Genomic DNA, 14783 nt, shown 5'->3' on the forward strand with positions numbered 1-14783 from the left:
ACGGCTTGCGTGATCGATGACATTGCAGGGACTATGCAACGCCTTCTTGCCACCTTGGATCGCTTGCCAATGGACTCACACCCCACGCCCGCGCTGTGCACCGAACGCTTGCTGCTGCGCCCCCTGGAACTGGCGGACGCCGATGCCATCCAGCAGCTATTCCCCCAGTGGGAGGTGGTGCGCTACCTCAACGCCCTGGTGCCCTGGCCCTACCCGGCCGACGGCGCCCTGAGCTTCCTGCGGGACATGGCGCTGCCGGCGATGGCCCGGGGCACGGAATGGCACTGGACGCTGCGCCTGCGCAGCAACCCCGGGCAGATGATCGGCAGCATCAGCCTGATGGACGAAGCCGACAACAACCGCGGCTTCTGGCTGGCCCCGCCGTGGCAGGGCCAGGGCTACATGAGCGAGGCCTGCAAGGTGGTGGACCACTATTGGTTCGAGGTACTGCAACGGCCCTTGATGCGGGTGCCCAAGGCCGCGCCGAACCAGGGCTCGCGGCGGATTTCCGAACGCGCGGGCATGCGCCTGATCCGCTCCGAGGACGGTGAGTTCGTCAGTGGGCGATTCCCCGTGGACATCTGGGAAATCACCCGCGAGCAATGGCGCCGACTCAGGTAAAGCGCACCCCGGGACGGGGGCGCTGGTCCACCGTCAGTTCGAACACATCCGGGCGAGCGTAGTGGCCGACCACGTCGTAGTCATAGCGCGCCCGCACCAGGTCGGCGGTATCGATCTGCGCGCTGATCAGCCCGGCCCGGCCCACCAGGGGGCCGGCCAGTACGTCCCCCATGGGCCCGACGATCACGCTGCCGCCGGCAATCAACGGCCGTTGGGCCGGCCAGTTGGCAATCTCCAGCCCCAGCTCTTCGGGCGAGGCCTGCACCTGACAGGCGCTGACCACGAAGCAGCGCCCCTCGTGAGCGATATGGCGCATGCTCACCTGCCACATTTCCCGCTCGTCCACCGTGGGCGCACACCAGACTTCGATGCCCTGGGCGTACATCGCGGTACGCAGCAGCGGCATCATGTTTTCCCAGCAGATCACCGCGCCCACCCGGCCGACCTGGGTGTCCAGCACCGGCAGGGTCGAGCCGTCGCCCTTGCCCCAGATCAAGCGTTCGGTCCCGGTGGGCATCAGTTTGCGATGCTTGCCCGAAAGCCCCTGCTGCGGGTCGAAATACAGCGCCGTGCAGTACAGGGTGCTGCCACTGCGCTCGATGACACCCAGCACCAGGTTGGCTCCGGTACGGGCGGACAGCGCGGCCAGGGCATCGGTTTCCACCCCGGGGACCTCGATGGCATTGGCGAAGTAGCGGGCAAAGGCCTCGCGACCCTCCGGCAGGCGATAGCCCAGCTGGGTGCCGAAGCCTTCGCCCTTGGGGTAGCCCCCCAGCAGCGCTTCGGGCATCACCACCAACTGCGCGCCGGCTTCGATGATGGCGGCCTCGTACGAGAGGATCTGTTCCAGGGTGGCGGCCTTGCCTTCAGGCAAGGCCCCGATCTGCAGGGCAGCGACAACGGACTTGGGCATGGGATGACTCCTTGAGCAATCAGGTGTTGCCCATTCTGCTGCGGCCCCTGATCATCGATAAACCCCACTCCAGTGCTTAATGATATGAACCAGATGAATATCGTCAGTGTCGATCTCAACCTGCTCAAGGCTTTCGAGGCGCTGCATGACGAGTCCAGCGCCAGCCGCGCCGCCTTGCGCCTGGGGGTGACCCAGTCGGCCATGAGCGCTGCCCTGCGCCGGCTGCGCGAGCTGTATGGCGACCCGCTGTTCGTGCGTACCGGGCGCGGGCTGGCGCCGACCCTCAAGGCCAATCAGTTGAAGCCCGTGGTCAGCGAAGCCTTGAACAAATGCCGCCAGAGCCTGGCCATGGTCGCCCCCGACACCGCCGACTATCAGGGCCGCTCGGTAACGCTGGGGCTGTCGGATGATTTCGAGATTGCCTATGGCCGGCAGATGATCGAGGCCGTGGCCCGGCGGGCGCCGAAGCTGCGGCTGATCTTTCGCCAGAGCCACAGCCAGATCGTCGCCGAGGCGCTGTTGCAGCGCAGCGTCGACCTGGCCATCAGTGCCGGCGGCTTTGCCGAACGCCTGCTCAGCCGCCAGGTGCTGGGGGAAGGCCATTACCTGAGCCTGGCAGACCCGGCCAGCCTGGCCCCCGGGCAACAGCAGATCAGTCTTGAGGAGTTTGTCGCACGGGAACACCTGCTGGTGTCGTCCCAGGGGTTTATCGGGATTACCGATGAAGGCTTGGCCAACCTGGGGCTGAGCCGCCAGGTGTGCGCCTCGACCACGCACTTTGCCGCCTTGCCCTTTCTGCTCAAGGGCAGCCAGGCGGTGGCGACCATTCCGGCCCATGCCGCCCGGCGCATCGCCGAACTCACCGGGCTGCAGTTGCTGCCCTGCCCCCTGGCCCTGCCGCGCTACCCGATCGAGCTGGGCTGGCGCACCAGCCCGCAGACCGACCCGCTGCTGGTGAAGGTACGCGAGGCGATTGTCGAGAGTTTTGCCCTTACTTGTTCGCCGCCATCAGGCGATTGACTTCACTGCGCACCATGTTCGAGTACTCCGGCGGCGACATGCCGTCGAGCTCGGCGCGGACCCACTCGGCCCACTTGCCCTTGCGCTTGCCGCGCTCGCCGAACAGCCGCGCGGCCTCGCCCTTGGCCTTGCCCAGGTTGCTCTGCCACAGGTCGAACAGACGGGACTTCTCGTCCTCGATGGCGGCGCGCTCGGCCAGGGTCTTGTTAGCCAGATTGAAACTCATGGGAAATTCCTGCTGCGTAAAATAGGCGCCATCTTACACTGTAGGGGCTACGGGTTTTACCCCGGGGTCGCCAACGGGGCGTAAAACAACTGCAACTTTTGCCCCCGCGCCAGACTCCATTGCTTGCTACCCATTCACCTGTAGCCGCTGGCGGATGTGTTGTGCACCAGCGGCGATATTTCCAAGGAAAAAACTTCATGGCTCGTAAATCTGCCGCGCAAGCGGAAAATGATCAAATCAAGGACCAGGCCTTCAGCGAACTGCAGGCGCTGATCGAAGAATCGGAAAAGCTGCTCAAGGGCAGCGCCAGCCTGGTGGGCGAAGAAGGTGAGAGCCTGCGCCAGCAAGTCAGCCTCAAGCTCAAGCAGGCGCTGGATTCGGTCAGCAATGTGCGCGAGCGCAGCAAGCCGGTGGTGGATGCCACCGAGCAGTACATCGGTGGCCACCCGTGGCAGACCGTGGCCATCTCCGCCGGTTTCGGCCTGGTGGTAGGCCTGTTGCTGGGCCGTCGTTCCTAAGCCCCCGCGCAACGTTGAGGCCAGGTACGCCAATGGCGGCCTGGCCTTTTTCATGCCTTCAGTCCTGGGCCAGCGCCCGCAATTGCTGCAACTGCTCGGCGGGAATGGCGATGCCCGCGTGCTGCGAACGCTCGCGCTGCTGATGCCGGCGATCCCCCGGCAGGCGCTTGAGCCCCACCGCATGCATCTGCCGCACCAGCTCCTGGCTGCGCTCGGCAAAACTCTGCCCGGCAGCCTTGCTCGGGTCGATGACGATCAGCAACTGGCCAGTCCAGGGCGTCTTGGCCCCCGGGTGGCCGGACCAGTCGAATTCGAAGGAGAAGTTGCCCCCGGTCAGGGCTGCCGCCAGCAACTCCACCATCATCGACAGAGCCGAGCCCTTGTGCCCGCCAAACGGCAGCAAGGCGCCACCTTCAAGAATCGCCCTGGGGTCCTGGGTCGGCTGGCCCAGGCTGTCGACACCGATGCCCGGCGGCAGGCGCTCGCCCTTGCGCGCGGCGATCTGCACGTCGCCATGGGCAATGGCGCTGGTGGCCAGATCGAAGACGATCGGCTGGCCCTGGGCCTGGGGTGCGGCGAAGGCGATCGGGTTGGTGCCGAACAATGGCCTGTCGGCGCCGTGGGGCACGACGCAGGTCATGCTGTTGACCACGCTCAGGGCCACCAATCCTTCCTCGGCGAAGGGTTCGACATCCGGCCAGAGTGCGGCGAAGTGGTGCGAATTGCGGATAGCCAGCACGGCGATACCGGCGCTGCGGGCCTTGCTCACCAGCAGCTCGCGGGCGGCAGCCAGGGCCGGCTGGGCAAAGCCGTTGCCGGCGTCGACCCGGACAAAGGCCGCCGCCACATCCTCCACCACCGGCACGGCCTGGCCGTCGACCCAGCCACTGGCCAGGGTCGAGACATAACCGGGAATGCGGAACACGCCATGGCTGTGGGCTCCGTCGCGCTCGGCGCCGGCACAGTTCTCGGCCAGGCAGCGGGCCACTTCGGCGCGGCAGCCGTGGCGTTGGAAAATCGTTTCCAGCAACTGCACCAGGGCCGGTAAAGAAAGGTATTGGGGCGGTGTTTCAACAACCACGGACGATGCAGACATCTGAAGCTCCAGAGTAATTATTGGAGGGGGCGACAGCGTGTGAACCTGGCGATTAAACAACGCCGCACTCCAACCCTGTCAACCACTGCCGGCGCCTTGCAGGGAAGGTGCCAGGATGGCCGGAACAACCATCCCCCTGGAGCAAGAAAAAGCCCCCTGTGCGCTGCCGTGGCAAGGCACAGGGGGCTGTTTCAGCCTGGCTCAGTCCTTCTGGTCGCGCAGCACATTGCCCGAGGCGCCGTCGATGCGAAACTCATAGACACTGCCATCGGACTTGCGCCCTTCGCCTTCCCAATAGCCATCGTTGTCCGCTTCGATCTTGTAGATCTCCACGTAGCCGGCTTTGGTCTTTGCGGTTTCAATGGCTTTTTCAATGGTGATCCAACCGGCCCCCGGACGGTCGGCCAGGGCCGCTCCAGCGCCCAGCAGGCTGGCGGTGGCAAGCAATGCGGCAAGCGTCTTCTTCAACATGGTCCATCTCCTTGTGTATTCACTTTCGATACAGAGCCTGGTTTTAGGGCGTGCCAGATGAAAATAAGTTCACTTTGATGCTCATTAGCCATGACGGTTGTTCTCCAAGACTTGCCGCGGAGGGTAGAATGCGGGAAATCAGGAAGAGTCAATGAGCGAACAGATCCTCTCAGAAGCCGAATACGACGCCATCACCCAAGCGGCAGCCCAATGGTGCATGCGCCTGCATGAACCCGACTGCAGCGACGCGGAGCGTCTGGCCTTTCAGCAATGGCATGATGCCGACCCCCTGCACGCCTTCGAATACGAGGCGATGCGGGAAATATGGGAAGTGGCCGATCAACTGCCCCCCTCCACCCTCACTGCCGCACCAGCCCCCGCACCGTTCAAGCTCGTTCCCCGGCGCACCTGGCAGCAGTATGGCGTGGCGGCGGCCATCGCCCTGTGCGCCCTGCCCATGGCCGCCTACAGCGGCTGGGAACTGGGTTGGGTGCCGTCCTCCTACCAGCGATTCGAAGCCGGCGACAGCCTGCGCAGCGTGACCCTGGCCGATGGCAGCCAAGTGCAACTGAACCTGGGCAGCACCCTGACCTACAGCAACTACAAGGACCAGCGCCGGGTCACCCTGAAAAAAGGCGAAGCCTTCTTCAAGGTCAGCCACGACGCCAGCCACCCGTTCGTGGTCAAGGCCGCCAATGGCCAGGTCAAGGTCACCGGCACCCAGTTCAATGTGTGGATGTACGAGGACCAGGTGCGGGTCACCCTGCTCCAGGGCTCGGTCCTGGTGAGCAGCAACACCGCCCTGCCCGGCGAAGGTTTCCGCCTGGAGCCGGGCATGCAGGCCAGCTACAAGGCCGGCGACTACCAGCCGCAGATCAGCCAGACCTACAGCAACGACAGCTCCCTGGCCTGGCGCGAAGGCAAGCTGGTGCTGGACAACCTGGCCCTCACCGACGCCCTGCCGCTGATCAACCGCTACCTGGACACTCCGGTGCAGGTCGCCGACGCCAACACCGGCAAGATCCGCGTCGGCGGCATCTACAACACCCGGGAAATCAAGAGCCTGCTGACCTCGCTGCCCAAGGTGCTGCCGGTCTACCTGACGCGCAATCGCGATGGCAACCCGGTAATCAACTCACTGCCCCAGTCCCCGCCAAAAAGCTGAAGGCCGCCCCGTTGCCGGGGCGGCCTCCTCTTGATGCTCACGCTCAATCGTTACTGGCGCGCCAGTACCGCCCCCTTGCGCGGCTCTTCGATCACCTGCAACTGATACTGGCCATCGGCACGGATCTGCGCTTCGGTAAAGGGCAGCACGCTCCACTGGTTGCGGGCGAAAGCAGCGGTCTGGTCGCGAAAATGCGCTGAGGCCGGGTCGCTGGACAGGGAGAACGCCAGCAGCCCCAGGGCGCGCGGCCCCTGCTCGTCGAAGCTGACCACGTTCAGGTAGCTGGTACCGCTGACCACTTCACGCTTGCCATCGGCCGCCGGCACGCTCTGGATGGCGTTGTACACCCCCAGGCTTTCAGGGCCGCCGGGCACCGGGGTCGGCTGGCCGCCCTGGCTGACCTGCTGGATATCGCCCCAACGAACGTCACTCCCCAGCCCGGCCTCGGCGACCTGCTGCGCCGAAGCCAGCATCGACTCGCGCAGTGCCCGGGCCACCGCTGGCCGGCCAATAGCCAGGCCCCGTGGGGTATGCTGGGGATCTTTCGGGTCAAAGGCCACGCGCCACACGCTGGGGCCCTGCAACAGCGGCTGCATGATGCCCTGGAAGTGCACGAAGCCCAGGCCGGCCTGCAACCCCGCGCTGCGGTCCCAGGCTTTCAGGCTGGCGCACACCGGCCCCAGGCGCTGGGCATCCGCCCCCAGGTCCTGCTCACAGAACTGCAGCAGATCGGGCATCACCTGGCCGGCCAGGTACACCTGATCGTCCGTGACCAGGTGCTGCAGGTCACTGACCTGGGCCTTGTGCATCCGGCTCAGGCGATCCAGAGCAAAGCGCGCGCGCATCTTCAGCGGCACGTCCTGCTCGCTGATCACCGGCGAAAAGCCTTGCAGCGGCGCCGCCGGGTTGACCATCCAGGCCGAATCGTTGGAATGCTGCAGGTAGTCGTTGCGCGCCAGTTGCGGCAACTGGCTGGCGGCGAAGATCCCCGGTTGCGCCGCTGCCGGGTCGATATCCCAGGCGCAGGCACTGCGCGAGCCATCCAGAACGATGACCCGGGTGCCGGCCCGCGGATCACTGCACTGCGCCAGCTTGGCCTGGGTGACGTTGGGCACCACCGACTGGTTCATGTACAGCGCCCGGCCCTGGTCGTCCACCGCCAGGGTGTTGACCCAGGGAATGCCCTGCAACTGGTGCACGCTGTCTTGCAGGCCGGCCACGCTGCTGGCCTGATTCATCGCGTACCACTGGGCCAGCACCCGGCTGTTGTCCAGGTTGGCGTCGCGCAGGCTGTAGGCATATTGATGATCCCAGTCCAGTTCCCCCGGCCACTGCACGATCGGGCCGAAGACCGAGCTGTAGAGCGTGCGCGTACGCGGCTGCAACTGGCCGTCCGGGCCCTTGCTCTGCACGGTCAGGGTCTGGCGCTCCAGGGGCAGCGAACGGCCGTCCAGCAGGTAGCGGGTCGGGTCCTTGGGGTCCAGTTGCAAGCGGTACAGGGTGAAGTGCTTGGAGGCGTCCACGGTGTGGGTCCAGGCCAGGTGCTGGTTGAAGCCGATATTGATCAGCGGCAGGCCGGGCAAGGCCGCGCCCATCACATCCAGTTGCCCGGGAATGGTCAGGTGCATCTGGTAGAAGCGCATGCCGCCGACCCAGGGGAAATGCGGGTTGGCCAGCAGCAGCCCACGGCCGTTGAACGAACGCTCGCTACCGATGGCCACCGCGTTGCTGCCACGGTCCAGGGCGAAACGCTGCTGGCGTGCCGCCGCCAGTTGCCAGTGTTCGGCTGGCAGCCCGGCCTGGGCCGTGGCTCCAGGTGGCGTGGCCCCGGCCAGGGCCTCGGCGAACTGCCCGGCACCGCCTTCCACCAACAGGCGTCGGGTCAGTTTCACCAGGTCCGAGGTGGCCAGCGGCCGCACCCAGTCACCCCGGCATTGCTCGGGCAGGCCCTGGGCCTGGCGCTCCGCCAGCTGCCGGTTGTAGCCCTCCACGTAACCCTGCATGCGCTCGCGCATCGCCGGGGTCTGGGCCTGCCAGAAGGCCGCCACGGCCTGGGGAGTGTTGAGCCAGCTGAAGAACAGGTCGCTGCTGAGGTTGTCGCGCTGTTCCAGGGTCTGGCCCTCGGCGCCGAAGTATTGCGAGCGCTGGGCGTTGACCGTCAGCACCTCATTGGCCATCAGGCACAGGTTGTCCTGGGCGTAGGCGTAGCCGATGCCGTAGCCCAGGCCGCGCTCGTCGTCGGCACGGATGTGCGGCACACCAAAACTGGTGCGGCGAATCTCGGCGCGGGTCTGCTCGGGCTGCGCCAAGGCATGGGCGCCACCGCTGAAGCTTAGAAACAGGGCTGCAAGGCAAAAACTCGGTAACTGCCTGGAAATGATCACGCCGACTCCTGATGCAAAAATACAGAACCAGGACTGGTGTGCAGGAGCGGTTGGCAACGCCGCCAGTCTGGGAATCCAGCCGCGCACGGATCACCCGACGCCTGCCTGCCCATAAAGACGAAATGCTTGAAAAAAATTTAATCCGCAAAGGCCAAAAGCCCCGCCATCACATGTCAGCGACCTGATACCGACAAATTTTCTACATTCAGGACTTCATGATTTGCCGTGCTCGTTCGTCTAGTTACTAGAGCATCCATCATTCTTTTCCTGATCAGGCTCTGATAAGGAGTTTTTGCATGTACAACCCGCAACTGCCAATGGACGGCAACACCGTGAACAGCACGCCTTCCCTGAATGCCGGCGCCGGTGTCTTCGGCAAGAACGCCGAGCGCAACAGTAATGAACGAATCAAGCACCTGCTCAAAAGCTTCGGCCTGCGTACCAGCCTGATTCGCCTGAAAGTCATCGACGCCCTGCTCACCGCGGCCCAGAGCGACCGCTCCCTGGGGGTGCGCGGCATCCACAGCCAACTGCTGGAACTGGATATTCCCCTGTCCTTTCTCAGTGTGCGGGAGGTGCTCAAGCGGCTGTGCAGCGAGGGTGTACTGACCCTCAATGCAGACAAGAGCTACAGCCTGCACCAGCAGGCCGCAGCGGTGCTCGACGGTCTCTCCTGAGGCCGTCGAGCCCGGGCTCAGGGCTTGACCTTGCGGCGCATCACGCCGTTGATCACCACCACGACCACCGCCACGCCAATGGCGATGTACTGGAACAGCTTCTCGCTGATGATGCCGTTGTTCTGCAGGTAGGAAAGGCCAAGCATGATTCCCAGTACCACCAGGGAAATCAGAATCGAATAGATCAAGCGTTGTTTCTGAGTCATTGCCGGGTCCTGAAGCTGAAATTGTATCTGCCGTGTATCAAGATCGATGCCAAGCACATACCCGGATTCGGGGATGTGCCGGGCAAATCGGGGTCACATGGTACAGGCGCGAAGGAGTTTTTTCTTCCTTGTCGTCCTGCCGTGTTCCCCGTGCCCTTTGAGGATTGATCCATGTTTCGTCGAATCACGCTGCTGATTCCCCTGCTGGCCATGCTGACCCTGTCGGGCTGCATCATCATGCCCCACGATGGCGGGCACCACCGCTACTACGACGGCGGCCCGGGCTACTATCACCGCTGAGTCATCCGGACAGCCCATCGGCCCCATGAGCCGCCCGATCTCGCCACCAGCGCCCGCCTTGTCGCGGGCGTTTTGCTGCCTGGCGCCCGACCATTCAGGGGCAAGAAATGTGATTGCCCGGGCGGGCGAACAGCTCCACCAGCCAATCGATGAATACCCGCAGGCGGGTCGACAGGTGCCGCTGGGGCGGGTACAGCGCGGTCAGCGGCAATGCAGGCAGCGGGTAGTCCTCCAGCACCCGCTGCAGGGTCGCGTCCTGCAACTGCCGGGCAACGTGGTAGTACGGGGTCTGGATCAGCCCGTAGCCGGCTTCGCAGGCCGCCAGGTAGCCATCGGCGCTGTTCACCGCCACCCGCTTGGGCAACTGCACCGGCTGCAACTGGCCGGCGAAGAAGAATTCCAGGCCATAACGCTTGCCGCTGACATTGGAGAAATACTCCACCATCTGATGCCCTTGCAGCTCTTGCGGAGTACGGGGAACCCCCCGCTGGCGCAGGTACCCGGGGCTGGCACAGGTGACTTGCTGCAACTGCGCCAGCGGCCGCGCCACCAGGCTCTCGTCCAGGGCCGGGCCACCGCGCAGCGCACAGTCCACGCCCTCGCGGATCAGGTCCACCGGGCGGTCATTGAGGCCGATCTCCAGTTCGATCTGCGGATAGCGCGCGGAAAACTCCGGCAGCGCCGGTATCACCAGCAACCGGCCGATGCCCACCGGCATATCGATACGCAACAGTCCACGGGGGTTGTGCCGGGCCAGGGAAAACGCCGCCTCACTCTCCTCCAGGTCCGCCAGCAAGCGTACGCAACGCTGGTAATAGGCGGCTCCGTCCAGGGTCGGGCTGACCTGGCGGGTGGTGCGGTGCAATAACTGCACCCCCAGATGGGCCTCCAGTTGCTTGATCAGAATGGTCACCGAAGCCGGCGGCATCTGCAGACTGTCGGCAGCCTTGGCAAAGCCGCCCAGCTCGACGATACGGGTAAAGACGCGCATGGCGTTGAAACGATCCATGGAGCAAACCTGCCGATTATTTAGAATTCAATAATAGTGATAGCGCTTTTAGCCTGTTTATCGGTTTTTTGTCGAGTAGCACACTGCAGGCTCTTTCCCCTTACCGGAGCATTCATCGATGCGCACTCGACAACTGGGCCAGGACGGCCCGCAGGTTTCCGCCATTGGCCTGGGCTGCATGGGCATGAGCGATTTCTACACCACCGGCAACGATCCCCGGGAGGCCGTTGCCACCTTGCATCGGGCCCTGGAACTGGGCGTCAACCTGCTCGATACCGCCGACATCTACGGCCCCCACAGCAACGAAGAGCTGATCGGCCGGGCCATTCGCGGCAAGCGCGAACAGGTGTTCCTGGCCAGCAAGTTCGGCATAGTCCGCGACCCGGCCAACCCGGCGGCCCGCGGGGTCGACGGCCGGCCGGAATACATCCGCGCCGCCATCGACGGCAGCCTGCGGCGCCTGGGGGTGGACACCCTGGACCTGTACTACCAGCACCGGGTCGACCCGGACGTGGCCATCGAGGAAACCGTCGGCGCCATGGCCGAGCTGGTCCAGGCCGGCAAGGTGCGCTACCTGGGCCTGAGCGAAGCCTCGGCGGCGACCCTGGAGCGGGCGCACAAGGTGCATCCGATCAGCGCCCTGCAAAGTGAATATTCGCTATGGAGCCGGGATCAGGAAGACAACGGCTGCCTCGCCGCCTGCCAGCGCCTGGGCATCGCCTTCGTGCCCTACAGCCCGCTGGGCCGGGGTTTTCTCACCGGGGCCCTGAAAAGCCCGGAAGACTTCGCCGCCGACGACTACCGGCGTTTCAACCCACGTTTCCAGGGCGAAAACTTCCAGCACAACCTGCGCCTGGTGCAACAGGTGCAGCAGTTGGCGGCGGACAAGGGGGTGAGCAGCGGGCAACTGGCCCTGGCCTGGGTGCTGGCCCAGGGCGATTACCTGATTCCGATTCCCGGAACCAAGCAACGGCGGTATCTGGAGGAGAACGTGGCGGCGCTGGAGGTGAGGCTGAGCGCCGAGGAACTGGCGTCACTGGAGCAGATCTTCAGCCCGCAGACCACCGCCGGAACCCGGTATGCCGAAGAGGTAATGGGCTTGCTGGGGCGTTGAAAGCAGAGCTGTGGCGCGCACCGGCAGGCAGTGCGCGCCATGGGAATCAGGCCTTGGTGGAGACGTTCTTGTCGGTCACCGTGGTGCCGTTGCCCTTGCCATAGTTCTGCAGACCCTGAAGTACATAGATGGCTTTCTTGTACTCGGGGATCAGGTAGTTGGCGTACTTGTTGCCCTTGAGGTTGTTGTTCTGGATGTCATCGAGCTTCATGGCGAAATACTCGAGGGCATTGAACGGCTGATCGGGGTTCTTCGGAATCCCGAAACGGTCGAACTGATCGCCCGCGTTGATCAGGTTCAGCGCCGTGACATCGGAAATCAGGCCATTGTTCTTGAGAAAGGTACTCATGCCGCCCAGGGACTTGGCGGTGACGTTGGTCGGATCGAAACCCTTGATCTGCTTGTGCAGCTTCAACTGATCCATCTTGCGGATGTCGAGCACGGTAGGGTTCTGGCCTACCAGGCTGAGCATCTGCCGTACCTTGGCGCTTTGGGAAACCGGCTTGGACGAGCTGCCCGGGCTTTCCTGCACCAGCAGCCCAGCCTTGCTGGTCCATCCGCCGACGTATCCGATTGCCATGCTGTAACTCCTGTAGTCCGGCCTTCCAATCACCTTTTTCAGCACCATGAAACTTCTGACAAGGTGCCTGAACAAGGATGTAAGCCGTGTTGAAACATCTGAATGGGCGCAAGTATCAACGCCGTGGCAAGCACCAACAACGCTTTATTTCCTGAATTTACAATTTTTGTACAAACTCGACACAATTACCGCAAAGGCCCTGTTTAAAAGGCCCGGGAAGTTTTCCCGCACATCAAGGCGTCATCTTTTCATGCCTGGCCTTGCCCTTGACCGGGCGCCTTTGCCCTACCCCACCATCCCTGGGCGCAGTTTTTTCCAGGGCATGCCTTTTTTTGGACGATCGTACTAAAGAGCGGAAAAACCGCGCCGACATCCTGTGGATGCCCTGACAAGGCATCGCATTCCCGAATAATAAAAATCGCTTGGTAAGGACAGGTCCCATGCCCGCTTTGCGCACGATTCAAGCCCGCTACACGCTGTTTCTGGTCCTGTTCATTGTCTTGATGCTGATACTCACGGTGGTGGGCATCAGCCAACTGGTAGCGCCCAAGCTGCGTCATACCGAAGAACAGGTAGCCCTCAACCGCATCGCCGAAGTGGCGCAGCGCATCCAGGGCGAACTGAACAAGGTCCAGGCCCAGCAACGCAGCATCACCCAGACCATTCCCCTGCTCGACAGCGACAGCATCGACAAGGTCCTGCCGGGCCTGGTGGACCAGTACGGTGAACAGAAAGTCTTCGGCGGCGGCATCTGGCCCCTGCCCGGCCAGCGCACCCCGGGGCGCAACAAACACAGCACCTTCTGGCACCGTGACGCCTCCGGCAAACTGGTGGTCAACACCTTCTGGAACAGCGACCCGGCGCCCAACTACTACGAGCAGCCCTGGTACCTGGGCGGCATGCAGACCGCCCCCGGCCAGTGCGCCTGGGCTGCGGCCTACAAGGACGATGCCAGCGCCGAGCCGCGCACCAACTGCGCCATGGCCATCCGCCGCGACGGCCAGCCCTGGGGCGTGGCCACCATCGACGTGACCCTGGGTTTCTTCAACGACCTGGTGGCGCGCCAGGAACAGGCACTCAAGGCCGAGATGCTGATCGTCGAAGCCGACGGCAAGATCATCAGCAACAGCTCGCGGATCAACGGCCCGATCGTGCTCAAGAACATCCGCGACCTGAGCCCCGGCTCCCCTTTCGCCGCCCAGGTCCAGGCCGCCCTGCAGCAGCGCGACCAGGGGGCACGGCGCGTCGAGTTCGACAATGCCGGGGTGCCCAGCACCTTCTTCATGCGCGCCATCGAAGGCACGCCCTGGTTTCTCGCCAGTGCCCTGCCGACCCAGCTGATCACCGCCCAGCGCGACGACGTGCTGAGCACCCTGAGCCTGTTGCAGATCCCCATGGTGATCCTGCTGGTGTTGCTGCAGGTCTATGCGATCCGCCAGCTGGTGCAGCGTATGAAGATCCTCAAGGGCAATATCGACGCCCTGGCCACCGGCGACGCCGACCTGACCCGGCGCATCGTGATCCGCGCCGAGGACGAACTGGGGGCCATCGGCCACTCGGTGAACCGCTTTATCCAGTACCTGCAGCAGATGATCGGCGAGGTCACCCAGGCCACCGAGGCCATGGCCGGGAGCCTGGGGCAGTTGCAGCAGAGCTCGGCCCACAGCCAGCAGATCCTGTTGCGCCATGCCTCGGAAACCGATCAGACGGTGACCGCCATTACCGAAATGAGCAGCACCGCCGACAGCGTTGCCGCCAACGCCGCCCAGACCGCAGACTTCACCCGCCGCGCCAACGAACACGCAGAACGTTCCCGGGTGGTGGTGGGCGAAGCTTCCGGCAGCGTCATCGCCTTGATCGACGAAGTCGCCGATGCCACCCACAAGGTCGAGGCCATGCAAGCCGACGCCCAGCGCATCACCGAGGTCCTCGGGGTGATCGGCGCCATCGCCGGGCAGACCAACCTGCTGGCCCTGAACGCCGCGATCGAGGCCGCCCGGGCCGGAGAACAAGGCCGCGGCTTCGCCGTGGTCGCCGATGAAGTGCGGGCCCTGGCCGCGCGGACCCAGGACAGCACCTCGCAGATCAACGAAATGCTCGCGCGCCTGACCCAGGGCGTGAGTTCCTCGGTCAGCGCCATGGAAAACACCCAGGCCAGTTGCCAGTCAGCGGCGGATGCCACGGCGCGGGTCAACAGCGGGCTCGACGAAATGGCCGACTCGGTGAGCCAGATCAACAGCCTGAGCACCCAGATCGCCACCGCCGCCGAACAGCAGAGCGCCGTGACCGAGGAGATCAACCGCAGCATGGTGAGCATCCGACACATGGTCGAGGAGCTGGTGGACAGCGCCCGGGCCGGGGAAAGCAACACCCAGAGCCTGTTGCAGGCCAATGCCCAGGTCAGCCACCTGATGAGCCGCTTCAAAGTCCGCTGAACGGTCTGCCCCCGCCCCTGGCAGCCCGCCGGGGCGGGGCTATATTTC

Annotated in this window: 16 protein-coding genes; 8 read left to right on the forward strand and 8 right to left on the reverse strand. The window is 64.2% G+C overall.

All coding sequences use genetic code 11. From position 1 onward, the window contains the following. Positions 1 to 69 precede the first annotated feature (69 nt). On the forward strand, positions 70 to 621 hold the full coding sequence (locus BM382_RS03905) for a GNAT family N-acetyltransferase (RefSeq protein WP_011061199.1): 552 nt from the start codon (positions 70 to 72) through the stop codon (positions 619 to 621). On the opposite strand, the gene BM382_RS03910 is transcribed toward BM382_RS03905, so the two are convergent. Then, positions 614 to 1534, reverse strand: a complete 921-nt coding sequence (locus BM382_RS03910; RefSeq protein ID WP_011061198.1) for a carbon-nitrogen hydrolase family protein — start codon at positions 1532 to 1534, stop codon at positions 614 to 616. The genes BM382_RS03905 and BM382_RS03910 overlap by 8 nt on opposite strands. Positions 1535 to 1618: 84 nt before the next feature. Here BM382_RS03910 and BM382_RS03915 point away from each other — a divergent pair, with 84 nt between their 5' ends. Continuing rightward, positions 1619 to 2554, forward strand: a complete 936-nt coding sequence (locus tag BM382_RS03915) for a LysR family transcriptional regulator (RefSeq protein WP_072441913.1) — start codon at positions 1619 to 1621, stop codon at positions 2552 to 2554. On the opposite strand, the gene BM382_RS03920 is transcribed toward BM382_RS03915, so the two are convergent. Then, positions 2526 to 2780 carry a hypothetical protein gene (locus tag BM382_RS03920; protein WP_011061196.1) on the reverse strand — a complete coding sequence of 85 codons (255 nt, stop codon included), beginning with the start codon at positions 2778 to 2780 and terminating at the stop codon, positions 2526 to 2528. The genes BM382_RS03915 and BM382_RS03920 overlap by 29 nt on opposite strands. 197 nt (positions 2781 to 2977) lie before the next feature. Between BM382_RS03920 and BM382_RS03925 the strand changes: the two genes are divergently transcribed. Further along, a complete protein-coding gene (locus BM382_RS03925) occupies positions 2978 to 3298 on the forward strand; it encodes an ElaB/YgaM/YqjD family protein (RefSeq protein WP_011061195.1) in 321 nt (106 codons plus the stop codon). Positions 3299 to 3356: 58 nt separating this feature from the next. Here BM382_RS03925 and BM382_RS03930 read toward each other — a convergent pair whose 3' ends face one another. Both BM382_RS03930 and BM382_RS03935 read right to left on the reverse strand, forming a co-directional pair. Further along, positions 3357 to 4394 carry an Ldh family oxidoreductase gene (locus BM382_RS03930; RefSeq protein WP_011061194.1) on the reverse strand — a complete coding sequence of 346 codons (1038 nt, stop codon included), beginning with the start codon at positions 4392 to 4394 and terminating at the stop codon, positions 3357 to 3359. Between the two features lie 201 nt (positions 4395 to 4595). Beyond that, complete coding sequence (locus BM382_RS03935; RefSeq protein ID WP_011061193.1) at positions 4596 to 4865, reverse strand: PepSY domain-containing protein; 270 nt, start codon at positions 4863 to 4865, stop codon at positions 4596 to 4598. Between the two features lie 151 nt (positions 4866 to 5016). Between BM382_RS03935 and BM382_RS03940 the strand changes: the two genes are divergently transcribed. After that, positions 5017 to 6030 carry a FecR family protein gene (locus tag BM382_RS03940; RefSeq protein ID WP_072441915.1) on the forward strand — a complete coding sequence of 338 codons (1014 nt, stop codon included), beginning with the start codon at positions 5017 to 5019 and terminating at the stop codon, positions 6028 to 6030. A 50-nt stretch (positions 6031 to 6080) separates the two neighbouring features. On the opposite strand, the gene BM382_RS03945 is transcribed toward BM382_RS03940, so the two are convergent. Further along, positions 6081 to 8414, reverse strand: a complete 2334-nt coding sequence (locus BM382_RS03945; protein ID WP_072441917.1) for a bifunctional acylase PvdQ — start codon at positions 8412 to 8414, stop codon at positions 6081 to 6083. 296 nt (positions 8415 to 8710) lie between these two features. Between BM382_RS03945 and BM382_RS03950 the strand changes: the two genes are divergently transcribed. After that, positions 8711 to 9091, forward strand: a complete 381-nt coding sequence (locus BM382_RS03950) for a hypothetical protein (protein WP_011061190.1) — start codon at positions 8711 to 8713, stop codon at positions 9089 to 9091. 17 nt (positions 9092 to 9108) lie between these two features. Here the strand turns inward: BM382_RS03950 and BM382_RS03955 are convergent, their stop codons facing one another. After that, positions 9109 to 9297 (reverse strand): hypothetical protein, encoded by a 189-nt coding sequence (locus tag BM382_RS03955; RefSeq protein WP_015635538.1) that lies wholly within the window; start codon positions 9295 to 9297, stop codon positions 9109 to 9111. Between the two features lie 171 nt (positions 9298 to 9468). Between BM382_RS03955 and BM382_RS32165 the strand changes: the two genes are divergently transcribed. Continuing rightward, a complete protein-coding gene (locus BM382_RS32165; protein WP_011061188.1) occupies positions 9469 to 9597 on the forward strand; it encodes a hypothetical protein in 129 nt (42 codons plus the stop codon). A gap of 94 nt (positions 9598 to 9691) precedes the next feature. Here the strand turns inward: BM382_RS32165 and BM382_RS03960 are convergent, their stop codons facing one another. Further along, entirely contained in the window at positions 9692 to 10606 is a 915-nt protein-coding gene (locus BM382_RS03960) for a LysR family transcriptional regulator (RefSeq protein ID WP_015635537.1), read from the reverse strand. A gap of 118 nt (positions 10607 to 10724) precedes the next feature. On the opposite strand from BM382_RS03960, the gene BM382_RS03965 reads away from it, so the two are divergent. After that, positions 10725 to 11720 (forward strand): aldo/keto reductase, encoded by a 996-nt coding sequence (locus tag BM382_RS03965; protein ID WP_011061186.1) that lies wholly within the window; start codon positions 10725 to 10727, stop codon positions 11718 to 11720. A 46-nt stretch (positions 11721 to 11766) separates the two neighbouring features. Here the strand turns inward: BM382_RS03965 and BM382_RS03970 are convergent, their stop codons facing one another. Beyond that, positions 11767 to 12300: a hypothetical protein gene (locus tag BM382_RS03970; protein ID WP_015635535.1), complete on the reverse strand. Its 534-nt coding sequence runs from the start codon at positions 12298 to 12300 to the stop codon at positions 11767 to 11769. A 440-nt stretch (positions 12301 to 12740) separates the two neighbouring features. Here BM382_RS03970 and BM382_RS03975 point away from each other — a divergent pair, with 440 nt between their 5' ends. Further along, positions 12741 to 14735 (forward strand): methyl-accepting chemotaxis protein, encoded by a 1995-nt coding sequence (locus BM382_RS03975; RefSeq protein WP_019095246.1) that lies wholly within the window; start codon positions 12741 to 12743, stop codon positions 14733 to 14735. Positions 14736 to 14783: the final 48 nt, after the last annotated feature.

The sequence above is a fragment of the Pseudomonas sp. NFPP25 genome (assembly GCF_900116505.1).
GTDB lineage: Bacteria > Pseudomonadota > Gammaproteobacteria > Pseudomonadales > Pseudomonadaceae > Aquipseudomonas > Aquipseudomonas protegens.

Bases quoted from the DNA above. Each gene is read 5' to 3' on its own strand.
- BM382_RS03905 (WP_011061199.1), top strand. From the start codon at position 70: ATGGACTCACACCCCACGCCCGCGCTGTGCACCGAACGCTTGCTGCTG.
- BM382_RS03910 (WP_011061198.1), bottom strand. From the start codon at position 1,534: ATGCCCAAGTCCGTTGTCGCTGCCCTGCAGATCGGGGCCTTGCCTGAA.
- BM382_RS03915 (WP_072441913.1), top strand. From the start codon at position 1,619: ATGAACCAGATGAATATCGTCAGTGTCGATCTCAACCTGCTCAAGGCT.
- BM382_RS03920 (WP_011061196.1), bottom strand. From the start codon at position 2,780: ATGAGTTTCAATCTGGCTAACAAGACCCTGGCCGAGCGCGCCGCCATC.
- BM382_RS03925 (WP_011061195.1), top strand. From the start codon at position 2,978: ATGGCTCGTAAATCTGCCGCGCAAGCGGAAAATGATCAAATCAAGGAC.
- BM382_RS03930 (WP_011061194.1), bottom strand. From the start codon at position 4,394: ATGTCTGCATCGTCCGTGGTTGTTGAAACACCGCCCCAATACCTTTCT.
- BM382_RS03935 (WP_011061193.1), bottom strand. From the start codon at position 4,865: ATGTTGAAGAAGACGCTTGCCGCATTGCTTGCCACCGCCAGCCTGCTG.
- BM382_RS03940 (WP_072441915.1), top strand. From the start codon at position 5,017: ATGAGCGAACAGATCCTCTCAGAAGCCGAATACGACGCCATCACCCAA.
- BM382_RS03950 (WP_011061190.1), top strand. From the start codon at position 8,711: ATGTACAACCCGCAACTGCCAATGGACGGCAACACCGTGAACAGCACG.
- BM382_RS03955 (WP_015635538.1), bottom strand. From the start codon at position 9,297: ATGACTCAGAAACAACGCTTGATCTATTCGATTCTGATTTCCCTGGTG.
- BM382_RS32165 (WP_011061188.1), top strand. From the start codon at position 9,469: ATGTTTCGTCGAATCACGCTGCTGATTCCCCTGCTGGCCATGCTGACC.
- BM382_RS03960 (WP_015635537.1), bottom strand. From the start codon at position 10,606: ATGGATCGTTTCAACGCCATGCGCGTCTTTACCCGTATCGTCGAGCTG.
- BM382_RS03965 (WP_011061186.1), top strand. From the start codon at position 10,725: ATGCGCACTCGACAACTGGGCCAGGACGGCCCGCAGGTTTCCGCCATT.
- BM382_RS03970 (WP_015635535.1), bottom strand. From the start codon at position 12,300: ATGGCAATCGGATACGTCGGCGGATGGACCAGCAAGGCTGGGCTGCTG.
- BM382_RS03975 (WP_019095246.1), top strand. From the start codon at position 12,741: ATGCCCGCTTTGCGCACGATTCAAGCCCGCTACACGCTGTTTCTGGTC.